The sequence below is a fragment of the Bradyrhizobium sp. CCBAU 45394 genome (genome assembly GCF_028128655.1).
Lineage (GTDB): Bacteria > Pseudomonadota > Alphaproteobacteria > Rhizobiales > Xanthobacteraceae > Bradyrhizobium > Bradyrhizobium diazoefficiens.
Genome location: NZ_LBIX01000164.1, coordinates 142,495 through 163,681, shown reverse-complemented (window position 1 = coordinate 163,681; position 21,187 = coordinate 142,495). Strand labels below are relative to the sequence as shown.

The window sequence follows — 21,187 nt, the reverse complement described above, 5'->3', positions numbered from 1 at the left end:
TCTATTCGCCGCGCAGGCGCTGGTCGTCCTGCACGCGGACTTGCTCGGCGCCGCGCGCGCCTGCGGGCGAGAGCCGCAGCATGCTCAGCACCGCGCCGCAGAGCGCAAATCCGACGCCAGCGAGGAGCGCGACTCGGGTTCCGTCAATTGGATAGAGGCCGAGGAACAGCGCCACCAGCGCCGCGCCCGTGGTCTGGCCGAGCAGCCGCGCCGTGCCCAGCATGCCGCTGGCGCCGCCGGCGCGCTCGCGCGGGGCGGCTGCGATCATGGTGCGGTTGTTGGGGGTCTGGAACAGGCCGAAGCCGGCGCCGGCCAGCGCCATCCGCCAGATCACGTCGAGCGGCGTTGGCGCGGCAGGCAGGAGGGCCAGCGCGCCGAGCCCGCAGGCGAACAGCGTGAGGCCGATGCCGCCGAGCAGGCCCGCCGGATAATGCTCGACCAGGCGGCCGGCGAGGGGGGCCGCGAAGGCGATCGCGATCGGCCACGGCGTGATCAAGAGGCCCATATGCACGGCGGAATAGCCGAAGCGGCTCTGGAGATAGAACGGGATCGCGACGAAGGCCAGCATCTGCCCGCAGAACGACGCGATCGAGGTCGCGATCGACAGTGCGAACACCGGGATGCGCAAGAGGTCGACCGGCAGCAGCGGCGAGGCCATGTGTGTCTCGCGGTAGATCAGCAGCGCACCGGCGACGAGAGCGATGGCGAACTGGACGAGGCAGGTGAGCGCGGCCTCGCCATGGCCGACGCTGTCGATCGCGGCAATGCCGACGCCGAAGGTGATCGCGGAGAGACCCGCGCTCTGCCAGTCGAAGGAATGGCTCGCGGGCTTGGTGTGCGGCAGGCTGCGCAGGCCGAGCACCAGCGTCACCGCGCCGAGCGGCACGTTGATGGCAAACAGCCAGGGCCAGCTTCCGACCGCGAGGATGCCGGCCGCGAGCGTCGGGCCGACCGCGGCCGAGCAAGCGACGACAAGAGCATTGAGCCCGATGCCGCGGCCGAGCAGACTGCGCGGATAGGTGAAGCGCACCAGCGCCGCGTTGACGCTCATGATGCCGGCCGCGCCAAAGCCCTGGACGATGCGTGCGACCGTCAGCAGCGGCAGCGTATGCGCCAGCGCGCAGAAGGCGGATGCGAGCGTGAACAGCACGAGCCCGACCAGATAGACGCGGCGATAGCCGACGATCTCGCCGAGCGAAGCCAGAGGCAGCAGCGAGATGGTGATCGCGAGCTGGTAGCCGTTGACGATCCAGATCGAGAAGGCCGGGCTCGCGTCGAGGTCGGCCGCGATCGTCGGCAGCGCGACGTTGGCGATGGCGCTGTCGACCACCGCCATGATGATGCCGAGCGCAATGGTCAGGATCGCCTGGTTGCGCTGGGGCTGCGGCAGGCCGTCGGCATGCACTGTTGGGGCGGACGACATGGTAATCGTGTTCGGTTGAGGCGCAGTTGCTCGTTCGCAACTTGATCCGACCCGGGATGGTTCCAGCCAAAGCCGATGGCTATTTCGGCTTCTGCGGCTCCTGAATCGCTCTGAGGTAGTTTACCACGGCCTCGGCGTCGTCGCGGCCGAATCGAAACGTCGGCATGAAGCGGTGAATGCTGCTGTAGCCGTCCTGAAGGCGCTGCATGAAATCGGGATCGTAGAGCTTGTTCTCGCCGAGGCGGCGAAACGGCGGCGCCACCTTGTTCGGGCTCGTGCCGGTCTTGCCGACCGCGTGGCACCGCGAGCACATCCGCTGCAACAGTGCTTCAGCGTGCCGCTGCTCGAAGTCCGTGGCTTGACTACCGGTGCTCCGTAGCACGGCAACGGCCAGCAGGGCCGGCGCGAACCTCTTCATCGAGCATTCCCCGTCATTCTCAGCGCGAGTTTGCCTTGCTCCAGACGTAGAGTGCGATCAAAACGATCGTTACCACTGTCGAGAAGATCAGAATGCGGCGATCCCAATCGATCCTCTCTCTCTCACCCTTTCTGAAAGTGAGGGCCGTAAACAGGGCCTTCATGGCAAATCGGCGCATCGGAAGCCTCGCGAGGGCCGTACGATGCCACGGCCGACGCGAGCGGGCTTGATGCAGCTCAAGCCCGGGCGCGCTACACCGCCGGCGGATTGCGGTCGGTGAAGGTCGTGCGCTGGTGCCAGTAGGGATAGGGCAGCGTCACCTTGCTCGCAGCATCGAGCTTTGCGATCTGGTCCTTGGTCAACGACCAGCCGACCGCGCCGAGATTTTCGCGCAGCTGCGTCTCGTTGCGCGCGCCGATGATCAGCGTCGAGACCGTCGGACGCTGGAGCAGCCAGTTCAGCGCAATCTGCGAGACGCTCTTTCCCGTCTCCCTGGCGACCTCGTCGATCGCGTCGACCACACGATAGACGTGCTCGTCCGGCACGGGCGGGCCGAAATCGGCAGTCTTGGGCAGGCGGCTGACCTCGGGCTTCGGCTGCCCCCGGCGGATCTTTCCAGTGAGGCGTCCCCATCCGAGCGGCGACCAGACCACGGCGCCGATCCCCTGGTCGAGGCCGAGCGGCATCAGCTCCCACTCATAGTCGCGGCCGATCAATGAATAGTAGGTCTGATTGGCGACGTAGCGCGGGAAGCCGTGCTTGTCGGAGACGGAGAGCGACTTCATCAGGTGCCAGCCTGAAAAGTTCGAAACGCCGACATAGCGGATCTTGCCGGCGCGCACGAGCACGTCGAGGGTGGCGAGCACCTCTTCAGGCGGGGTGAAGGCGTCGAAGCCATGGAGCTGGAACAGGTCGATGTAGTCGGTGCCGAGCCGGGCGAGCGAGCCGTCGATGGCCGCGAGCAGATGCTGCCGTGACGAGCCGATATCGTTGGGCCCGTCGCCGAAGCGGAACGTCGCCTTGGTCGAGACCAAAACCTTGTCGCGGCGGCCCTTGATGGCTTCGCCGAGAACACGCTCGGACTCGCCGAGCGAATAGACGTCGGCGGTGTCGAACATCGACACGCCGGCCTCGAGACAGATATCGAGAAGGCGGCGGGCTTCGCTCGCGTCCGTGGTGCCCCACGCAGCGAGGCGGCCGACGCCGCCGAAGGTGCCGGTTCCAAGACTCAGAGCGGGCACCATGAGGCCTGACCGGCCCAAGCGTCGGTATTCCATCGATATGCTCCTCGGCTGGCCGCTGGTTGATCGATGCGGCCTTGGCGCCGAAGTTAGCGCAAGCGAGCGCCTTGTCCTATCGCGCAGTCACATACCGGCCTTGCTCGGGAACGCTCTAGTCGTGCCGAAGCATGTCGTCGAACGCGGCATCGACGACGCGCGGGCCGACGGTTTCCACTGAAGCCTGCGTCTTGATTGCTGCTGCGACAGAGGGCGTGCAGGCGAGCTCAACGGTGCGCGCCTGCCGCGGCAGGAACGCAAGGCTCCAGCCCACCACGACCAGCGCCGCGAGCCGGATCGCGATCATGCCCAGCAACAGCTCGGATCCGCTTGTCGTGGCGTGAGTCCTCATGCGTGCCAGCCTGATGCAGGCTGCCAACCAAGACAATCTGGAATTGCCGAGCGCTGCCTTCGCTCAGGACGAAGGCTTGCGGTGATGGCGGACCGGGATGGGCGTCCTACGCCAGGCAATGGCCGAGCAAGTCCGGATGCGCGGCACAGATGTGATGCGCGCCGGCGTCCCGCAGCTCGGCCTCGCTGCCATAGCCATAGAGCACGCCGATCGCGGTCATGCCGTTGGTCCGGGCGCCGACCACGTCATGGCTGCGGTCGCCGATCATGATCGCACTGGTGGGATCGACCCTGGCTTCGTCGAGGGCGTAGCGGAGCAGGTCGCGCTTGTCGACGCGTGTGCCGTCGAGCTCGGAGCCGAACACGCGTTCGAAATAGGGCTTCAGGCCGAAATGATCGACGATGCGCGTGGCGTAGACCGCGGGCTTGCTGGTGGCGACGAACATGCGCGGTGTTGTCGCGGCCAGCGTCGCCAAGGTGTCCGTGATGCCGGCATAGGCCTCGTTTTCGAACAGGCCGATATCGGCAAAGCGCTCACGATAGAGCAGCAGCGCCCGGTCGGCGAGCTCGTCGGTGCCCGTCAGCTTTTTCAGGCTGGCATGCAGCGGAGGCCCGATGCACCAGGTCAGCTTGTCCTCGCTCGGCACCGCGAGGTTCAAGCGCTCAAGCGCGTATTGGATCGAGCGGGTGATCCCAGGCTTCGGGTTGGTCAGGGTGCCGTCGAGATCGAAATAGATTGTCATCATCAATGCGGAACCGGCGTGGAGACTGCCGCCCGTTGCTAATTGGATCGGGCCTCAAGTCAAGACCCTTGCATCATGCCGTCGTGCGCATTCGACGATCAGAATGCAGCGCGACCAAGCTGAATAATGCCTGGCGGCGCTGAGCTTGTTCCGGACAATGCAATCTCCCGGTATGCGTCGGTCGGCACAGGCTGCGGAGAGGTTCAGGAAGGCGGCGCTCGCGGACAGATTTGGCGAGGAAACCAGGAGCAATCTCGGATCCGGCGCCGTCAGCCGTCTTGTTGCCGCGGCATTTCAGACAATTCGAAATGGTTGGTCCGTCGAAATCGCGTTCGCTGATGTCGCGCCCCGTTATAAAGCTCGCTATTGGCGGGACGTAAGCGTAGAGTCGCGTCATCACCGCCCTTCCCACGGCTTCCATCGGTGACTGAGGGTCACGAGCGCTCCCGCCGAACGAGGAAGAGCGTGCATGCCTCGATTTCGTCTGGCCGACTGGATCGTGCCGCCAGTGATCGTCCCGATGTTTCTACTGCTTCTGGTGGCTGCGGCGGCTTTTCTGCGTGGATAGGACGCCACTGCAATATCTGGTGAGCGCGCGCGATCAAAGCGGCTACGTCAGCTTGGGTCGCACCACAACGGCTGCTGCTTTGAAGAAGGCGAGGGAGCTGTTGCAGGAAGGCTATCTCGACGTGCGGATATGCACACCGCAAGGCCGGATTCTGCTCTCCGATGAGTTCGACCAGTTCGAGGCATGAGGTGACGCCTGCGGTTCGTCACATGGCGCGCCTGGGTCCATCGCAAGAGAATGCCTCGTGTGAACGCCGCCCCGGAAAGGTATCTGGATGAAAACGCTCCTTGTCGTATTGACGCTCGGCGCATTCGCGCAAGGCGCTATCGCCGGTGAATCTGACTGCCGCGAGATCGAAAGCACGAGCGGACGGCTCGCCTGTTACGACGCCGCGTTTCCTCCAAAGGTGAAGAAGTCCATTGCCGTGGAAATCGACATATCTCGGGCCCCATACAAGGATCCATTCGTTGCGGAAGAGGCCCGAACCGCGGCGAAGCTGAAGAATATCTGTCGCGGTTGTTGAGGCTTGTAACCAGGCAGCGCGGGCGTGGCAGCGGGCTGACGGCGTGAACAAGCGCCATTAACGGGAGGATCTGTCATGTCACTTAAACAATTTGGCGTCGATGACGGGCCACATACCATGGACGGGCTGCGACTGAGCGCGCGGGATGGCGCTAAGCCGGTCGAGGCGTTCATTGGCCGCAAGGTGATGGATATCTGGGTCGCCTCGGTCGCGCATCGTGTCGGCAAACAAAGCCTGTTCCGTGGTCAGTACAATGCGCTCGGCAAACTGAATCTTGCGTCGATCGAGCGCATCGTCAGTGCAAAGTACCAGCTTGGAGTCACGCTCAACCGCCAACACCCGTTTGTCGAGGTTCTGGTCTCGGACATTGAGGAAAGTGGTGAGGCCCTTGATCTGAGCGAGCTCGTGCGCGAGCCGTTGCCGCCGGCATTCCATCGGCTGGCTTGAGCCGGACAGGATGACCATCGAGCATGCCGCCGTCGAGATCGCCCGCAAACCCTGGGGCCGCGTCGATCTGCGTCCCTGGAGCAGCATCGACGCTTCGGCTGATCCGGTCGGTGAGTTGCGGCTTGGGCGTATCGACAAGCGTGCGCCCAGCCCGGCGCTCCTGCTCAAGCTGCTGTTCACCAGCCAGCCCTTGTCGATCCAGGTTCACCCGAATGACGAATTCGCACACGCCATCGGCTTGCCGAACGGGAAGACGGAGGCGTGGTACATCCTGTCGGCGCCGCCGGGCGCGCGGGTTGCGCTGGGGTTGAAGCGGAAACTCACGCCGCAGGCATTGCGCGCGGCAATCAGGGACGGCTCGATTGCGGGCCATGTGCAATGGCGTCCTGCCGCGCCAGGCGACGTCATCTTCGTTCCCGGCGGCACGATCCACGCCATCGGCGCCAATATCGTGCTCGCCGAGATTCAGCAGCAGAGCGATACGACATTCCGTCTGTTCGATTTTGGCCGGCAGCGCGAGTTGCATGAGGACAGTGCCGTGGCCGCCTCCGATGCCTGGCCGCCGCCAACGCAATTGCCTCCGCGGCGTCTCACCGACGGTCGTACGGTTCTCGTCGCGAGCTCGCCTTTCGTGCTCGAGCGGATCGATCTTCAAGCCAATTCGCATTGGGAGCTCGATACCGATCGGGAAGCCTGGCTCCTCGTGATCGACGGGAAGGGGCGCATCGGACGGGCGAACGTGACCGTCGGAGAGGCCATCTTCATTGAGGCCGACAGCGCCGGTATCGACATTGGCCCGAGCGGGATGAGCATGCTGCTCGCCTATCCGGGACCGGATCCCATCGCATCCTTGCTGCAGGATTGTACGGGACTGACGAAAAATTCCACCGCCGCCCAGGCGCCGACATCAAGTGAAATCATCGAGGTACCGACATGACGCCGCTCCACCGTATCGCCGTCATCGGCAACTCGCTGCCTCGCCGATGCGGAATTGCAACCTTCACGACCGACTTGCACAAGGCGATCTCGATGTCGCGTGCGGATCTGGAGACCAGCATCGTGGCGATGACCGATCCCGGTCAGGCCTACGACTATCCTCCGGCGGTCGCTTTTCAGATCAAGGACGGCCATATCGACGACTACATGCGCGCCGCTGATTTCCTCAATGCCGGCCGGTTCGACATCGTGTGCCTCCAGCACGAATTCGGGATTTTCGGCGGCGAGGCCGGCGCCCATATCCTGGTGCTGTTGTCGCGCCTCACCATGCCGGTCGTGACGACGTTCCATACCGTGCTGGCGCGTCCGACGGCCAAGCAACGCGCCGTCGTGGAGCGTATCGTCGACGCGTCGTCGAAGGTCGTGGTGATGGCCAACAAGGGCCGGGAGCTGTTGCGTGACGTCTACCTGGTGCCGGACGACAAGATCGAGGTAATTGCGCACGGCATTCCCGATGTCGCATTCGTCGGGTCCGACGCAGCGAAAGCCAGACTCGGATTTGCGGGAAAGTCGGTCATTCTGACCTTCGGCCTGCTATCGCCCAACAAGGGCATCGAGGTCATGATCGACGCCATGCCGTCGATCATGAAGCGCTGCACGGACGCAGTCTACGTCGTGCTCGGCGCAACGCACCCGAATCTGGTTCGAGACCAGGGCGAGGCCTATCGCGAGGGCCTGATGGCGCGGGTGCGTGAACTTGGCATCCAGGATCACGTGGTGTTCCTCGATCGGTTCGTCGATCTGGCAACGTTGCTCGAATTCATTTCGATGTGCGACGTCTATGTCACGCCCTATCTCAACGAGGCCCAGATGACGTCGGGGACGCTAGCCTACAGCTTTGGGCTGGGGAAGCCGGTGGTCTCGACGCCGTACTGGCACGCCCGCGAGTTGCTCACTGAGGGATGCGGAGTCCTGGTGCCGTTCGGCGATGCCGCCGCGATCGGCGGCGAAATCGCAAACTTGCTCACCGACGACGTGCGACGGCAGGCGATGTCTCGGCGCGCCTATGCCGCGAGCCGAATGATGACGTGGGAATGCACGGCCGAGCGTTACATGTCGGTCTTCGAGACGGCACGGCACGGTCACCGGCCCAGGGTGTTTGCGCGCTCCGACATGGGCTTGCCGGGACTGCGTGGCCCCGCGCCGCCGGATATGCAGATCGGCCACTTCCTGTCGATGTGCGACGATGTCGGCCTGCTCCAGCATGCGGTGCATTCGGTGCCCGATCGCGCGCACGGCTATTGCGTCGACGACAATGCCAGAGCGTTGCTGCTGGCCTGCGCCCTCAACAATCCGGGCGAGCAACCGCTGTCGGAGGTCCTGACGGCCCGCTTTGCCGCCTTTGTGCAGCACGCGTGGAACCCCGACACGGGGCAGTTTCGCAACTTCATGGGCTTCAATCGCACCTGGCTTGAAGACAGGGGCTCCGAGGACAGTCACGGGCGGACCCTCTGGGCCTTGGGTGAGGCGGCGCGCACGGACGCGAGCCCGGCGCGGCGCCGGTGGGCTGCGGCCTTGTTCGCGCAGGCATTGTCGATCGCGGAGAGCTTTCGTTCGCCCCGCGCGTGGGCCTTCATGCTGCTGGGTTTGGACGCCTACTGCGCCGTGGCGCCGGACGATCTCCACGCCAGGGAAGTCCGGCATTCCCTTGCCGACAGGTTGATGTCCTGTCTGGCGTCGGTGGAGACGCCGGACTGGGTGTGGTTCGAGGAGGGGCTGGCCTATGACAACGCGCGATTGCCGCAGGCCCTGATGCTCGCGGGCATGGCGACGCAAACGCCTCAATATATCGATGCGGGATTGCGGTCGTTGCGCTGGCTCATGACGCAACAAACGACCGCGGCAGGTCAATTCCGGCCGGTCGGCACCTCTGGCTTCGGCGAGCAGCGGCAGCATCCCCGTGCCTTCGACCAGCAGCCGGTGGAAGCAACGGCGACGATTGCGGCCTGCCTCACGGCGTGGCGTGCGGATGGCGATGCCGAATGGAAGGCCATGGCAACGCGAGCCTTCGCCTGGTTTCTCGGCAGCAATGATCTCTCGGTGGCGCTGGTCGATCCGCTCACCGGCAGTTGCCGCGATGGCTTGCACCCCGATCGCGCCAACGAAAACCGCGGGGGCGAGTCGGTCGTTTGCTATCTCCTCGGCCTTGCCGAGATGCGTCAGCTTGCGCGCGTCAACGCGAGCCTGACAAGGCCGATCGCGTTGCGCGCCGTGGGCGCCTGAACTTCACCTTCCCACCTAGCGAGCCGAGGATACCGTGTCACAACCTTCCTTCCTGAACCGGCAGGGACTTCATCTGCGCCCCGATCCAGCGCGGGTCATCGTGCGGCCGTTCAAGCCGGCGACCGAACCGCGCGATCTCAATCCGACCGACAAGATGCGCGCAAATCATATCGTCGAGCGGGTTCTCGCACTTAATTCGGAAGCCGTTGCGGCCCAGCTCGCGGACGTCCTCGATAATTTCGAGGGCCGACATCGGAACCTCCTGGAGAGGTTCGAGGCCCGCGCCGACGATATGGAGGATGCTTTCGCAACGCATGGTATCTTCTCGAAAGCCCAGCGCCAGCTGATCGGCGCCTATTTTCTCAGCGAGTATTCGTTCGAGGCCTCAGCCTTGTTCAATCCGAGCATCGTACCGCACCCCGATCAATCCGGTAGCCCGGAGGGCGGCAAACGCTTCATCCTCAGTCTCCGGGCGATCGGCGAAGGGCATGTGTCGTCGCTGACGTTTCGAACCGGAACGATCGCGGCTGAGGGGAGCCTGACCGTCGATCCGACGGCTCGCCTTGCCTCGGTCCCGCGGATCAGCCATCGCGCATCCGGCCCGGACGGCGACCGGGTCGAGCTGACGTTCAGGCCCGAGGAAGATCTCAGCGAGCGTGTCATCTTTCCCGTGACCGAATCCCAATCGAACGGCATCGAGGATGCGCGCTTTGTCCAATTCAGCGACGGCGATCGGAAGACCTATTACGCGACCTACACGGCCTACAGCGGGCGGGCGATCCGGTCCGAATTGATCGAGACCAGCGATTTCATGTCGTTTCGACTGACGCCTTTGCGGGGCGCTGCGGCCCACAACAAGGGCATGGCGCTGTTCCCGCGCAAGATCGGCGGCAGCTATGCCATGATCGCGCGACAGGACAATGAGAACCTGTATCTGGTCTATTCGGACGACCTCTCCACATGGGAAGGCGGCCGGGCCCTTCTGAAACCGCAGTTTCCCTGGGAGTTCGTCCAGATCGGCAATTGTGGGTCGCCGATCGAACTCGACGAAGGCTGGCTGCTGCTGACGCATGGTGTCGGCCCTATCCGGAAATACTCGATCGGAGCGGCGCTGCTCGACAAGCACGATCCATCCAGGGTGCTGGCGCGTTCGAGCGAGCCGCTGTTGCGGCCTGAACCGTCCGAGCGCGAAGGGTATGTCCCCAACGTCGTCTATACCTGCGGCGCGATGAGGCACAATGACCAGATCATCCTGCCATATGCCGTGTCGGACACCTTCTCCAGTTTCGCAACGATCAGGATTTCCGCGCTCATGGATGCGATGCGACGCTGAGCGTTCGCAGTCGTTGACGTCACTTCCGTTTGCCAACAGGGTCAGAGGAGCCGTCATGGTTCGCCAAACAACCTACGTCGTGCAGGCGTTCAATGCCGGCAAGGGCGGGAATCTCAAGGCCGACTCTCCGATCGTCTGCAAATCGGAGAGCGGCGCGCTGCGAACGGCGGAGAGACTGGCCTTGAGCAAGCTCGGTGTCGTTGCGTTCTCGTCCAGCGGCGATGCCGAAATGGGTGACTATGACGATGAGCCGACGGTGTTTTTCCGGAAAGGCGAGATTCCGGCCGGCTTCGACTAAAGTCCCTGGTTGCGATCGAGAAGATACTTTTCAGAGGAGCCTACATGAGCGAGCGACTTGAAACCCTGAAGAAGGCCCGCGATCGCATGATCGAGGACAGAGACGCGCATGCGAAAGTGCTGGCCGCTCCCTTTGTGCGCGACACGGCCGAGCGGGCGCGCAACAAGTTCGTCGAGATTCAGGCGCTGATCGACGCCCTCGACCGCGCCATCAGCGGCGAAAGCCTGGTGCCCGTCAAGAACTGAGGCAGCGCAACGGGAAATCAGCCGACATCTCGTCGCAGGGGAGCGGTCGCATGCCGATGGCTGCGACCCCTTATTGCTGTCTCGCCCATTCGACGATCGCCGCCGCATCCGCGCCGGCCTGGGTCTCCCAGGTGGCGATCGTGTCCGTCGCGGCGTTGCGGAGTGCGGTGACGAGGGACGGCGGTGCGGGCTCGGCGATGTTGACGCCGTTGTCGCGCATGCGCGCATAATTCTCGGTCGTGCGATGGGCCAGCAGCGCGAACTGGCTCTGCTCGGTCTCGGCCGCAGCCGCCATCACCTCGCGCTGCATCGGCTCGGACAGCTCCGCGAACGCCTCGCTGCGGACGAAGGCGATCGAGACCGGCATCGCATAGTTGATGGCCGTGAAATGCGGCAGGAAGTCCCAGAGCTTGCGTCCCGCGCCGCCGTCGCCGGAGGTGAGGAACGCGTTCAGCTGGTGCTCCTTCAATCCGGCGAGCGCTTTGTCCATCGGCAGGAACTGCGCATTGGCCCCGGCCGCGCGCATCACCGCGCTGGAACTGGCGTCATAGGCCCGCAGGTTCAGCTTTGGCAGATCGTCGGCGCCTGCGAGCGCATGATCCGACCAGAGGCCCGTCGCCGGCCAGATCGTCAGATAGAGCAGCTTGAGACCGCGGGCGGCGAACGCCTTTTCGTAGAGTGGGCGTGCCCGCGCATTGGTGGCGCGAGCGACGTCGACCGATTGCACCAGGAAGGGCAGGGTAGAAAGGGCGAGCACCGGGTCGAGGCCGGACAGTGCGCCCGCAAAGGCATCGCCGCCGGCGATCCGGCCGTCCAGCGCCGCGCGCGGCATCTCGCCCGAATTGATCTTGAGCTCGTTGTCGAAGGCGTTGGCCACGGTCACGAAACCGTTGGTGCGCGCCGCGACGCGGTCGGCGAAAGTGGTGAGGCCGATCCCGGAAATGTTGCTTTGCGGATATTCCGTGGTCATCCGCCAGTTGACTTGCGCCATGGCCGGCGCGGCGGACAGGACCAGGGCGGCGAGGGCAAGGATCGCGCGGATCCGTTTGGCGGGGAAACGCATTGGGAGAAGCAGGTCAGGCAGCATATACTGGCAACTCGTCGAACCATGGCACGATGCCACAACATGGCGGATCATCTTCTCGCATGCCGCGCCGGCGTGCGCCACAGCGATGCTTGGGCAGTGTTGGCGCGAATTGCATCACTCGCCGTTGCCGTGCTGCTGACCTCTGCGACAGAGGTCGCGGCAGGGGACAGCTCGCCCGCGGGGACCGACGTCGCGGTGCCGAGCGTCGAGGAGCTGGCGACGCCGCCGCAGAAGCCAGCGGATGCGCGCGAGAGCGACACGCGGGAGTCCATCTGCCTGATCGTCGAGGCGGCCGCGCGGGACGCCAACCTGCCGCTGGAATTCTTCGCCCGCGTGATCTGGCAGGAGAGCCGATTCCAGGCCGATGCGGTGGGGCCCATGACGCGCAGCGGCGAGCATGCGCAGGGGATCGCACAGTTCATGCCGGGCACCGCGAGCGAGCGCGGGCTGCTTGACCCGTTCAACCCGGTTCAGGCCTTGCCGAAATCGGCCGAATTTTTGAACGAGCTGCGCAACCAGTTCGGCAATCTCGGGCTTGCGGCGGCCGCCTACAATGCGGGGCCGCGCCGCGTCCAGGAATGGCTGGCCGGTACCGGCCCGATGCCGGAGCAGACCCGCAATTACGTCTATGCCATCACCGGTGCGACGGTGGATGCCTGGGCGAAGGCCGGCGGTACCGGCAAGGGCCCGCCGAGCGCGCCGCCGACGAGCTGCCGCGATCTCATGGCCCTGTTGAAGCGCGCGCCGAATCCGTTCGTCGCCGAGCTCGAGCAGCATGTAGAGCTGGCCGCCGCGAAGATCTGGGGCGTGCAGCTCGCCGCCGGCTTCGACCGCAACAGGGCATTGGCGATGTATTCCCGCGCGGTCACGCGGCTGAGCGCGGTGATCGGCGAGCGCGACCCGAGCCTGCTGAGTTCGGTGATGCGCAGCCGCGGCACGCGCGCGTTCTACCAGGTGCGCATCGGCGCGGATACGCGCAGCGAGGCGGATGATCTCTGCAACCGCATCCGCAAGGCTGGCGGTGCCTGCTTCGTGCTGAAGAACCGCGGTGTGAGCGGGTAGGGCAACTCTCTCCCGCCGTCATTCCGGGGCGCGCCCCTTGGCGCGAACCCGGAATCCATTGTTCAACAATCTCTGCGGCCTGATGGATTCTCAGATGCGCAATTGCGCATCATAGCTCGCGACTTCGTCGCGCCCCGGAATGACGGCGGCGGGTGTTGGCCGTGCGCATGCCAGCTCCGCCGCGCGGTTCCTTGACGCGGACCGCCGCATTGCCCGTTATGCAGGCACGATTCCGTAACCCCAGCCGGCCGTCCCGTGGCGCTTCCTCCGCTCGATTCACCTCAATGGCAAAGTCCTTGGCGCGCCTTTGCGTGGGGGCTGCGCTCGATCACGCAGACGATCCTCACCATCGTGCTGTTCGTGACCTATCTCGGCATCGGCGCGCTCGCCCACGACACCCATTTCAGCCTGCTCTGGGCGCTCTGCTCGACGCTGTTCGTCTGGGCAGGCCCCGCGCAGATCATCCTGATCACGACGCTCGGCTCGGGCGCGACCGTCATCCAATCGGCGATCGCGGTGACGGTCAGTGCGATCCGCCTCTTTCCGATGGTGGTCTCGGTGCTGCCGCTGATGCGCACGCCGAAGACGAAACGGCGCGAGCTGGTCTTCGCCGCGCATCTCACCGCCGTGACGCTCTGGGTCGAATGCCACCGCTTCCTGCCGCAGGTGCCGCGCGAGCGGCGCATCGCCTTTGTCCACGGGCTCGGCTGTGGCCTGGTCTCGGTGTGCCTCACCGCCAACACGGTCGGCTATTTCCTCGCCGCCAACCTGACGCAGACGCTTGGCGCCGCGATCCTGCTGCTGACGCCGCTGTCCTTCCTGTTCTCGACCGCGCGCAACAGCCGCGAGGTCGCCGACGTGGTCGCGCTGGCGCTCGGGATTCTGCTCTATCCGCTGGCGGCGAAGATGAACTCCGGCCTCGACATCCTCGTCAGCGGCGTGGTGGCCGGGTCGATCGCCTACGGCGTGCATTGGTGGCGGGAGGTGCGCGCATGAGTTTCGCACAGCTCATCGGCGACTGGCATGCGCTCGCAGTCCTGTTCGTCGCCGGCGTCGTGCCCAACCAGATCTGGCGCATGCTGGGCCTGTGGTTCGGCGGCGGTATCGACGAGGGTTCCGAGCTGCTGGTCTGGGTGAGGGCGGTCGCCACCGCGATCCTGGCCGGCGTTATCGCCCAGATTGTGGTCGAGCCGCCGGGCGCATTGGCAAGCGTGTCCGATGTCCTGCGCTACGGCGCGGTCGGCGCCGGCCTCGTTGTCTTCCTGCTGACCCGCCGCTCGATCTTCGCGGGCGTTGTCACGGGCGAAGTCTTCATGCTGGCCGGCACGTGGTGGTTGGGCTAAAACCTTCGCGAACAGCAAGGAACTGGAAATATGGTTCGCGAAAACGAGCTCCGCGAGGGCGAGGTCGCCATCGAGCTGCCGCCCGCAGAGGATGCCGGCCTCGTCTTCATCGGCCGCATCCGCACGCCCTGGACGTCGCGGCGGGAGACGCCGCGGCAGGGGCGGCACGACGGCCCGATCTGCCGCCTCGAGATCTTCGAGCCGTTCGTGCCGGCCATCAAGGGCGTCGACTTCTACAGCAATCTCGAAGTGCTCTACTGGCTCGACAAGTCGCGCCGCGACATCATCCTGCAAAGCCCGAAGAACAACGAGAAGACCCGCGGCACGTTCTCGCTGCGCTCGCCGGTCAGGCCCAACCCGATCGGCACCTCGATCGTCAAGCTGGTCGGCATCGAGGGCAATGCCATTCTGGTGCGCGGGCTCGACTGCATCGACAACACGCCGCTGATCGACATCAAGCCCGACCGCTGCGAGTTCACGCCACTGGCCGCGCCGCAAGCCGGGGATTTCCAGACGGAGTAGTCGTCATTCCGGGGGCGATGCGAAGCGTCGAGCCCGGAATCCATCGGGCCGCAGAGATCGTCGTGAAATGGATTCCGGGCTCGCGCCAAGAGGCGCGCCCCGGAATGACGATGTGGAGAAAGTCAGCCCGCCTTCAGCGCCGCGATCAGCTTGGTCGCGTTCTCTTCCAGCACCTTGACGTCTTCCTTGCGGCTCGCGGGCGGCAGCATCGCCACCCCGTCGTGGCGCGGCAAGACGTGCATGTGCAGGTGAAACACCACCTGTCCGCCGGCCGGCTCGTTGAACTGTTGCACGGTGATGCCGTCGGCCTTGAACGCCTTCATCGCCGCGGCGGCGATCCTGTGCGCGCCGCGAGCGACATGGGCGTAGTCGTCGGGCTTGATGTCGAGGATGTTGCGGGCAGGGGCCGTCGGGATCACCAGCGTATGGCCCGGCACCCGCGGCATGATGTCGAGGAAGGCGAAGACGTGCTCGTCCTCATAGACCTTGTGGCAGGGAAACTCGCCGCGCAGGATCTTTGCGAAGATGTTGTTGGCGTCGTAGGCGGTCATGGCAGCTCCTCGGCGGCTCCTCGGAATTTTGCGCTTACTGTCACCAGCCGCATCGAACCGTCAAGGCGCCTCGTCGGCGCCTTTCCGGAACGGGCCGAGCTCGGCCAGCTCCCGTCCGGCCTCGGCGACATAGGCGCGCTCGCGCTTGAGGTAATCGTCGATGGCGCGGCGCAGGCCCGGATCGGCAATGAAGTGGGCGGAATGGGTCGTCTTCGGCAGGTAGCCGCGCGCGATCTTGTGCTCGCCTTGCGCGCCGGCCTCGACGTGTGTGAGGCCGCGGGTGATCGCGAAATCGATCGCCTGATAGTAGCAGACCTCGAAATGCAGGAACGGATGATGCTCGACCGCGCCCCAGTTGCGGCCGAACAGCGTGTCCGAGCCGATGAAGTTGATCGCGCCCGCGATCCAGCGGCCATTGCGGCGCGCCATCACCAGCAGCACGTCCTCGCTCATGGTCTCGCCGATCAGCGAGAAGAACTCGCGCGTCAGATACGGACGGCCCCATTTGCGCGAGCCGGTCTCCATGTAGAATTCGAAGAAGGCGTCCCAGGCCTCCTCGGTGATGTCTTTTCCGGTGAGCCAGTGGATGGTGATGCCGGACGCGAGCGCGTCGCGGCGTTCGCGCTTGATCGATTTGCGGTGGCGCGAGTTCAGGGTGGCGAGGAAGTCGTCGAAGCTCGCAAAACCCTCGTTGTGCCAGTGGAACTGCTGGTCGGTGCGCTGGAGGAAGCCGTGCCCGGCGAGCAGCTTCCACTCCGCCTCCCGCGCGAAGGTGACGTGCACAGAGGAGGCCTTGCTGACCCCGCACAGCGCCACCAGCCCGCTCGCCAATGCCTCCATGATGCGCTCGCGGTCGACACCGTCGCGGACCAGCAGCCGCGGCCCGGTCGCCGGGGTGAAGGGAACCGAGACCTGGAGCTTGGGATAGTAGCGCCCGCCGGCCCGCTCGTAGGCGTCAGCCCAGCCGCGGTCGAAGACGTATTCGCCCTGCGAATGCGATTTCAGATAGCAGGGCACGACGCCGGCAACGCGGCCGTCGATCTTGGCGACCAGATGCCGGGGTCCCCATCCTGTGCGGATCGTTGCCGAACCCGATTTCTCGACGGCGGAGAGAAACGCGTGCGAGACGAACGGGTTATAGGCAGGCTTTAAGAGACCGGCCGAATCGCCTGGAAGCCCGGATGAGGATCCCTTGCCATGCCCGTTGCAAGCCTTTTCGATAAGAGCCTTGCCGGGATTTGCGCAGGCGTCCCAATCTTCGGGCGACACTTCGCCAATAGACGGTACGGCCTCGAGCGTGATTTCGGTTGATGCCATCGTGCCCAAGATCGTGCATTGCAGCAGCGACTTCAAGAGGGCGGGAACTGAGGTGTAGATGCAAACGCGGTATCAGCGATTGTGCAAAGATCTATCCCGAGTCGTCCTGGCGATAGCCAGGACCCATACCCACAGAATTTGGTTTGGCGATGACTCGGAGTTGCAGCTTCGGGCCACGACTCCTCCCTGGGGTAATGGGTCCTGGCTTTCGCCAGGACGACCCTAGGGCTACGGCACGAACCCCTCGAAGATCATCTGGTCCGCGTATTGTCCGACTCGCGTCCGCTGCTCCGGCGTCCGCACGGTCCAGCCGAGCAGGGCGCAGCCGAACACATTGCGGGCGATCCAGGGGGCGGGTGCCGGGAGGTGGTCGACCTTGAAGGCGACGAAATGCGGCTGGGTCTGGAAGCCGTGGCGCAGGTACAGCATGCTGTCGCGCTGCGCCGCGGTCAGCTTGGCCCAGTACTCGTCCTCATAGCTCCGCTGCGCGACGATGCCGCGCGGGCGAGAGGGCAGCAGTTCGCGCAGCGCCAGCACCTGGTCGGGATCGAAGGACATGCCGACCGCGGGGCCCTGATAGGACGCCAGCACCTCGGCCATCCGCTTCACCAGCTTGCGGTCGCCGCCAAAATGGCTCTTCACCTCAATCACCAGCGGCACCCGGCCGCCAACCATGGCGCAGAGGTCGGACAGCGACATCATCCGCTCGTCCGTGTCCTTGAACCTGATCGCCCTCAGCTCCGCCGCGGTCCTCTCGATCACCTCGCCGGTGGCCTCGGTGAGGCGGCCGAGTGCATGGTCGTGATGGACCATGGCCTCGCCGTCGGCCGAGAGCTGGATGTCGACCTCGATCGAGAAATTGCCTGTGATCGCAGCCTGGACCGCGCCCGGCATGTTCTCGACGATTCCGCGGGAAATGTCGTGCAGGCCGCGATGGGCGACCGGCCGGGCTGTCAGCCAATCAGGGGCGCGCATTCGCGTCAGGCGACCTCGAACACACCCTCGACCTCCACCGCCGCATCCGCGGGCAGCGAGGCGACGCCGACGGTGGTGCGGGCATGGCGGCCCTTGTCACCGAAGGCGGCAACCATCAGGTCGGAGGCACCATTGAGCACCTTCGGCCCGTCGAGGAAGTCCGGCGCCGAGTTGATGAAGCCGCCGAGGCGTACCACGCGGACGACCTTGTCGAGATCACCCAAGGCCGCCTTGACCTGGGCCAGCAGGTTGACGGCGCAGCCGCGCGCGGCCGCGGCGCCTTCTTCGATCGAGACGCCGGCACCCAGCTTCCCCTTGGCGATCAGCTTGCCCGCGGGATCGAAGCAGACTTGGCCGGAGACGAACAGCAGATTGCCGGTGCGCACGAACGGCACGTAGTTGGCCACGGGGGTGGGCGCCTCGTGCAGCTTGATACCCTGTTCCGCCAGTTTCTGCTCGACCGTGCCCGCCATCTTCGACCTCGTTGTCCAAAAATCATCCACCCCGGGCGCGTCCCATCGGCGGCCGGGCGCGCCCTGTTTCGCCCATCGTGCCGCCACATGCAAGCAACCCCGGCGGGCTGCGTTTTGTTGAGGCAGGGCAGGAGGTTCAGGGCGAGGGCCGCAACTTTACGTGAAACGGCCTCAGTTGCGACGCAATGGAACGGTCATTAAAATGGGGAATCTGCGCTTCCCAAGGACGCATCTTCAAGGAACAGACATGATGCACCTTTTCCGGACTTCGCTCGGTGTGATGGCGCTCGCGGCGGCCGCTTGTGGCCCCGGCGGCGGGGCGCTGGCCGCCAACGGTCCGTTCCTCGCGCATCAGGCGCTCTATGACCTCAGCCTCGTCAAGTCGCGCTCCAATTCGGTCAACAGCGCGCGCGGCCGCATCCTCTACAATTTCACCGGAAGCTCCTGCGAGGGCTACACCTCCGAATTCCGCCAGGTCTCCGAGCTCGACAGCGGCGAGGGCAAGATCACGCTCAGCGACCTCCGCTCCAACTCCTGGGAGGACGCCGCGGGAAAAAGCTACCGCTTCAAGATCGAGACGCGGATGAACGAGGCCGACGCCGGACGGGTCGACGGATCGGCAGAGCGCGACGGCGATCACATCAACGTCAAGCTGAAGCTGCCGGCGCCGAAGAGCTTTACGCTCGACGGCAAGATCGTGTTCCCGACCGAGCAGATCCAGCGCATCATCGCCGCCGCCAAGGACGGCAAGTCGCTGCTCGAGCTGTCCGTCTATGACGGCTCCGACGACGGCCAGAAAGTCTACAACACGCTGACCGTGATCGGCCAGCCGATCCCCGCCGACCGTGCCTCCTCGACCGATCCGTCCACCACGGACGAGCACATGAAATCGCTCAAGCGCTGGCCCGTCACCGTCAGCTATTTCGACCGCGACGCCCAGCAGAAGGAGGGCGAGCAGACGCCGATCTATGCAATGGCATTCGAGCTCTATGAGAACGGCGTCTCGCGCCAGCTCGTGCTCGATTACAATGATTTCGTCATCTCGGGCGCGATGGGCAAGTTCGACGTCAAGGACAGTAAGCCCTGTAATTGAGCGTCGATCGTCATTCCGGGGCTCGCGAAGCGAGAACTATGGTGCGCAATTGCGCACCTGAGAATCTCGAGATTCCGGGTTCGGTCCTGCGGACCGCCCCGGAAGGACGGCGAGAGTTGTTTGTCGGCTCTCACTCCGTGTCGTCATTGCGAGCGCAGCGAAGCAATCCAGAATCTCTTAGAGGAACGATTCTGGATTGCTTCGTCGCAAGAGCTCCTCGCAATGACGGGCTGGCCCTCAGCTCCCTCTCCCGCTACGCTCTCTCCCAACCACAAACCTCCGGGAGCCAGCTCCATGCCCAAGCTCGACCATCTCCGCCCCAGCGGCCTGCACCACAATCCGGCCTATTCCCACGTCGTCACCGCCACGGGCGCGCGGACGATCTACATCTCGGGCCAGGTCTCGACCGACGAGGAGGGGCGGATCGTCGGCGAGGGCGATATCGCCGCGCAGACGACGCAGGTGATGCAGAATCTCGGCCTGGCGCTGAAAGCTGCCGGCGCGAGCTACGCCAACATCGTCAAGATCACGACCTTCGTGGTGAACTACAAGCCGGAGCTGCGCCCGATCATCGGCAAGGCCCGCTCCGCCTTCTTCGAAGGCATGGAGCCGCCGGCCTCCACCCTCGTCGGCGTCTCCGCGCTCGCCGCGCCGGAATGGCTGATCGAGATCGAGGCGGTGGCGGTCGCGGATTGAGGTGCGGACGGAATGACTTTGCAGAATTCCATTCGGATCGCTGCTGCCTTGATGAGCAGGAGCGATGGGCGCGTCCTGCTGGTCAGGAAGAAGGCTACCGAAAGCTTCATGCAGCCCGGAGGAAAGATCGAGACCGGCGAGCATCCGCAGGACGCACTGAGGCGCGAATTGTCGGAGGAGCTCGGGATCGATATCGATCCGAGCGAGATGACCTATGTCGGGCGATACACTGCGCCTGCCGCGAATGAGCCGGGCCGGCAGGTCGATGCGGAGGTTTTCCGCATCGTCATTGCGCATCCGGTCGCTCCGGGGAGCCGAGATCGAGGAGATTCTCTGGCTCGATCCGTCCACGCCCGGAGCTGTCAAACTCGCGCCTTTGACGCGGGACAACCTACTTCCGCTGTGTTCGTGAATCCCGTAGCCCGGATTGCGCTTCGCTCCACCCGGGCTACGAGTGCTTCGCTTTGGACATCTCCCGCAGAACGGCCATCGCCTCATCGGCCTGGTCGACAGCCACAAAGAGATGGTCGTGGTGGAAGGCCGAAACGGCATTCACGCTGATGCCGGCTTCGGCCAGTCGCGCCGTGATAGCCGCCAGAAAGCCCACCGCATCGAGTGCGGAGTGAACCGTCAGGGTGATCGGGCGCGATGCAAACGCGTAGCGTAAGCCTGATGCCTCGGCTTCTTCGCGTGGGATCACCAGCGTCGTTCCTTCCTGCTCGCGGAACGTCAGCAGTGGGTTGACCGCTGCGGGAATGGGCTCGTTGGGCGGGATCGTGCAAAACACGAAGGCGCCGGGCTGCATCTCCGGCTTCATGTTTTTCAACAGCACGCTGAGGTCGCGTTCGCCTATCACGGTGCCAGCTCCTGGGCGGGCGGGATCGTTTGAGCCCTTGCGAAGCTATCGGCGCCGGAAGCCGTTGGAGTCACGGTCAACATACCTTTGTATATCTCTTGCAATCCTTCTCATACGCTGACCTTACGCTGGTACAATTGAGCGACGGCGGGAGATTCTTACAATTTGAGTCCACTCGGGTCACTGCGAGGAAGCTCAAATGAACGTCATCATTCGAAAGCTCAACGGCCTGTGGCACCTCGTCGTCGGGTCTTGTCAGATCCGAACTCCGTTCCTGGAGACTCAGGATCGGCAGTTGGTCGTTCAGTATGCCCGGCGCGTCTATCCGGGTGCGCGGATCTTCGAACGCGACTGAATTGAGCAGGAC

At 64.6% G+C, this 21,187-nt stretch carries 28 protein-coding genes; 16 read left to right on the top strand and 12 right to left on the bottom strand.

The features are described 5' to 3' along the window. Nucleotide 1: 1 nt before the first annotated feature. The 6 genes from WN73_RS22150 to WN73_RS22125 all read right to left on the bottom strand — a co-directional run bounded on the left by WN73_RS22150 (nt 2) and on the right by WN73_RS22125 (nt 4,609). Complete coding sequence (locus WN73_RS22150) at nt 2-1,423, bottom strand: MFS transporter (protein WP_028171540.1); 1,422 nt, start codon at nt 1,421-1,423, stop codon at nt 2-4. Between the two features lie 79 nt (nt 1,424-1,502). Beyond that, complete coding sequence (locus WN73_RS22145) at nt 1,503-1,841, bottom strand: c-type cytochrome (RefSeq protein ID WP_028171541.1); 339 nt, start codon at nt 1,839-1,841, stop codon at nt 1,503-1,505. Between the two features lie 251 nt (nt 1,842-2,092). Further along, nucleotides 2,093-3,118: an aldo/keto reductase gene (locus WN73_RS22140; protein ID WP_028171542.1), complete on the bottom strand. Its 1,026-nt coding sequence runs from the start codon at nt 3,116-3,118 to the stop codon at nt 2,093-2,095. A gap of 115 nt (nt 3,119-3,233) precedes the next feature. Then, nucleotides 3,234-3,425 carry a hypothetical protein gene (locus tag WN73_RS22135; RefSeq protein WP_244660567.1) on the bottom strand — a complete coding sequence of 64 codons (192 nt, stop codon included), beginning with the start codon at nt 3,423-3,425 and terminating at the stop codon, nt 3,234-3,236. A 151-nt stretch (nt 3,426-3,576) separates the two neighbouring features. Continuing rightward, the gene (locus tag WN73_RS22130; protein WP_028171544.1) at nt 3,577-4,215 is read right to left on the bottom strand and encodes an HAD family hydrolase; all 639 of its coding nucleotides are present in this window, start codon (nt 4,213-4,215) and stop codon (nt 3,577-3,579) included. Between the two features lie 70 nt (nt 4,216-4,285). After that, a complete protein-coding gene (locus tag WN73_RS22125) occupies nt 4,286-4,609 on the bottom strand; it encodes a hypothetical protein (protein ID WP_131234181.1) in 324 nt (107 codons plus the stop codon). Between the two features lie 190 nt (nt 4,610-4,799). On the opposite strand from WN73_RS22125, the gene WN73_RS22120 reads away from it, so the two are divergent. From WN73_RS22120 to WN73_RS22085, 8 genes are all read left to right on the top strand, one after another. Continuing rightward, on the top strand, nt 4,800-4,967 hold the full coding sequence (locus WN73_RS22120; RefSeq protein WP_231166499.1) for a hypothetical protein: 168 nt from the start codon (nt 4,800-4,802) through the stop codon (nt 4,965-4,967). An 87-nt stretch (nt 4,968-5,054) separates the two neighbouring features. Further along, on the top strand, nt 5,055-5,303 hold the full coding sequence (locus tag WN73_RS22115) for a hypothetical protein (RefSeq protein WP_028171546.1): 249 nt from the start codon (nt 5,055-5,057) through the stop codon (nt 5,301-5,303). Between the two features lie 75 nt (nt 5,304-5,378). Further along, nucleotides 5,379-5,750, top strand: a complete 372-nt coding sequence (locus WN73_RS22110; protein WP_039184670.1) for a hypothetical protein — start codon at nt 5,379-5,381, stop codon at nt 5,748-5,750. Between the two features lie 10 nt (nt 5,751-5,760). After that, nucleotides 5,761-6,687, top strand: coding sequence for a class I mannose-6-phosphate isomerase (locus WN73_RS22105; protein WP_028171548.1), 927 nt, complete (start codon nt 5,761-5,763; stop codon nt 6,685-6,687). Next, the gene (locus WN73_RS22100) at nt 6,684-8,969 is read left to right on the top strand and encodes a glycosyltransferase family 4 protein (protein ID WP_028171549.1); all 2,286 of its coding nucleotides are present in this window, start codon (nt 6,684-6,686) and stop codon (nt 8,967-8,969) included. Before WN73_RS22105 ends, WN73_RS22100 begins: the two co-directional genes overlap by 4 nt. 34 nt (nt 8,970-9,003) lie before the next feature. After that, the gene (locus WN73_RS22095; RefSeq protein WP_028171550.1) at nt 9,004-10,302 is read left to right on the top strand and encodes a glycoside hydrolase family 130 protein; all 1,299 of its coding nucleotides are present in this window, start codon (nt 9,004-9,006) and stop codon (nt 10,300-10,302) included. A 55-nt stretch (nt 10,303-10,357) separates the two neighbouring features. Further along, nucleotides 10,358-10,600, top strand: coding sequence for a hypothetical protein (locus WN73_RS22090; protein WP_028171551.1), 243 nt, complete (start codon nt 10,358-10,360; stop codon nt 10,598-10,600). Between the two features lie 44 nt (nt 10,601-10,644). Next, entirely contained in the window at nt 10,645-10,845 is a 201-nt protein-coding gene (locus tag WN73_RS22085) for a hypothetical protein (RefSeq protein ID WP_011087899.1), read from the top strand. A 70-nt stretch (nt 10,846-10,915) separates the two neighbouring features. On the opposite strand, the gene WN73_RS22080 is transcribed toward WN73_RS22085, so the two are convergent. After that, nucleotides 10,916-11,932, bottom strand: a complete 1,017-nt coding sequence (locus WN73_RS22080; RefSeq protein WP_028171552.1) for a TRAP transporter substrate-binding protein — start codon at nt 11,930-11,932, stop codon at nt 10,916-10,918. A gap of 39 nt (nt 11,933-11,971) precedes the next feature. Between WN73_RS22080 and WN73_RS22075 the strand changes: the two genes are divergently transcribed. The 4 genes from WN73_RS22075 to tsaA all read left to right on the top strand — a co-directional run bounded on the left by WN73_RS22075 (nt 11,972) and on the right by tsaA (nt 14,859). Then, nucleotides 11,972-12,994: a lytic transglycosylase domain-containing protein gene (locus tag WN73_RS22075; protein ID WP_231166498.1), complete on the top strand. Its 1,023-nt coding sequence runs from the start codon at nt 11,972-11,974 to the stop codon at nt 12,992-12,994. A 255-nt stretch (nt 12,995-13,249) separates the two neighbouring features. Continuing rightward, nucleotides 13,250-13,990 carry an AzlC family ABC transporter permease gene (locus WN73_RS22070; RefSeq protein ID WP_060912523.1) on the top strand — a complete coding sequence of 247 codons (741 nt, stop codon included), beginning with the start codon at nt 13,250-13,252 and terminating at the stop codon, nt 13,988-13,990. Further along, a complete protein-coding gene (locus tag WN73_RS22065; protein ID WP_028171555.1) occupies nt 13,987-14,337 on the top strand; it encodes an AzlD domain-containing protein in 351 nt (116 codons plus the stop codon). The genes WN73_RS22070 and WN73_RS22065 overlap by 4 nt, the downstream gene beginning before the upstream one ends. A gap of 30 nt (nt 14,338-14,367) precedes the next feature. Then, a complete protein-coding gene (gene tsaA / locus WN73_RS22060; protein WP_271554756.1) occupies nt 14,368-14,859 on the top strand; it encodes a tRNA (N6-threonylcarbamoyladenosine(37)-N6)-methyltransferase TrmO in 492 nt (163 codons plus the stop codon). Between the two features lie 122 nt (nt 14,860-14,981). Here tsaA and WN73_RS22055 read toward each other — a convergent pair whose 3' ends face one another. From WN73_RS22055 to WN73_RS22040, 4 genes are all read right to left on the bottom strand, one after another. Next, on the bottom strand, nt 14,982-15,410 hold the full coding sequence (locus WN73_RS22055; protein WP_028171557.1) for an HIT domain-containing protein: 429 nt from the start codon (nt 15,408-15,410) through the stop codon (nt 14,982-14,984). Nucleotides 15,411-15,470: 60 nt separating this feature from the next. Then, entirely contained in the window at nt 15,471-16,727 is a 1,257-nt protein-coding gene (locus WN73_RS22050; RefSeq protein WP_028171558.1) for a GNAT family N-acetyltransferase, read from the bottom strand. A gap of 228 nt (nt 16,728-16,955) precedes the next feature. Next, nucleotides 16,956-17,702 carry a glycerophosphodiester phosphodiesterase gene (locus WN73_RS22045; protein ID WP_028171559.1) on the bottom strand — a complete coding sequence of 249 codons (747 nt, stop codon included), beginning with the start codon at nt 17,700-17,702 and terminating at the stop codon, nt 16,956-16,958. Nucleotides 17,703-17,707: 5 nt separating this feature from the next. After that, nucleotides 17,708-18,175 carry a RidA family protein gene (locus tag WN73_RS22040; protein ID WP_008130072.1) on the bottom strand — a complete coding sequence of 156 codons (468 nt, stop codon included), beginning with the start codon at nt 18,173-18,175 and terminating at the stop codon, nt 17,708-17,710. A gap of 247 nt (nt 18,176-18,422) precedes the next feature. On the opposite strand from WN73_RS22040, the gene WN73_RS22035 reads away from it, so the two are divergent. The 3 genes from WN73_RS22035 (at nt 18,423) to WN73_RS22025 (ending at nt 20,525) form a co-directional block, all read left to right on the top strand. Then, entirely contained in the window at nt 18,423-19,268 is an 846-nt protein-coding gene (locus WN73_RS22035; protein ID WP_028171560.1) for a cell envelope integrity EipB family protein, read from the top strand. Nucleotides 19,269-19,562: 294 nt separating this feature from the next. Further along, nucleotides 19,563-19,964: a RidA family protein gene (locus WN73_RS22030; RefSeq protein ID WP_028171561.1), complete on the top strand. Its 402-nt coding sequence runs from the start codon at nt 19,563-19,565 to the stop codon at nt 19,962-19,964. 12 nt (nt 19,965-19,976) lie between these two features. Continuing rightward, nucleotides 19,977-20,525: an NUDIX hydrolase gene (locus WN73_RS22025; protein ID WP_333937980.1), complete on the top strand. Its 549-nt coding sequence runs from the start codon at nt 19,977-19,979 to the stop codon at nt 20,523-20,525. On the opposite strand, the gene WN73_RS22020 is transcribed toward WN73_RS22025, so the two are convergent. After that, a complete protein-coding gene (locus tag WN73_RS22020; protein ID WP_271554752.1) occupies nt 20,413-20,820 on the bottom strand; it encodes an ACT domain-containing protein in 408 nt (135 codons plus the stop codon). The genes WN73_RS22025 and WN73_RS22020 overlap by 113 nt on opposite strands. 199 nt (nt 20,821-21,019) lie before the next feature. Between WN73_RS22020 and WN73_RS22015 the strand changes: the two genes are divergently transcribed. Further along, complete coding sequence (locus WN73_RS22015) at nt 21,020-21,175, top strand: hypothetical protein (RefSeq protein ID WP_165448163.1); 156 nt, start codon at nt 21,020-21,022, stop codon at nt 21,173-21,175. The last annotated feature ends 12 nt before the right edge of the window (nt 21,176-21,187 follow it).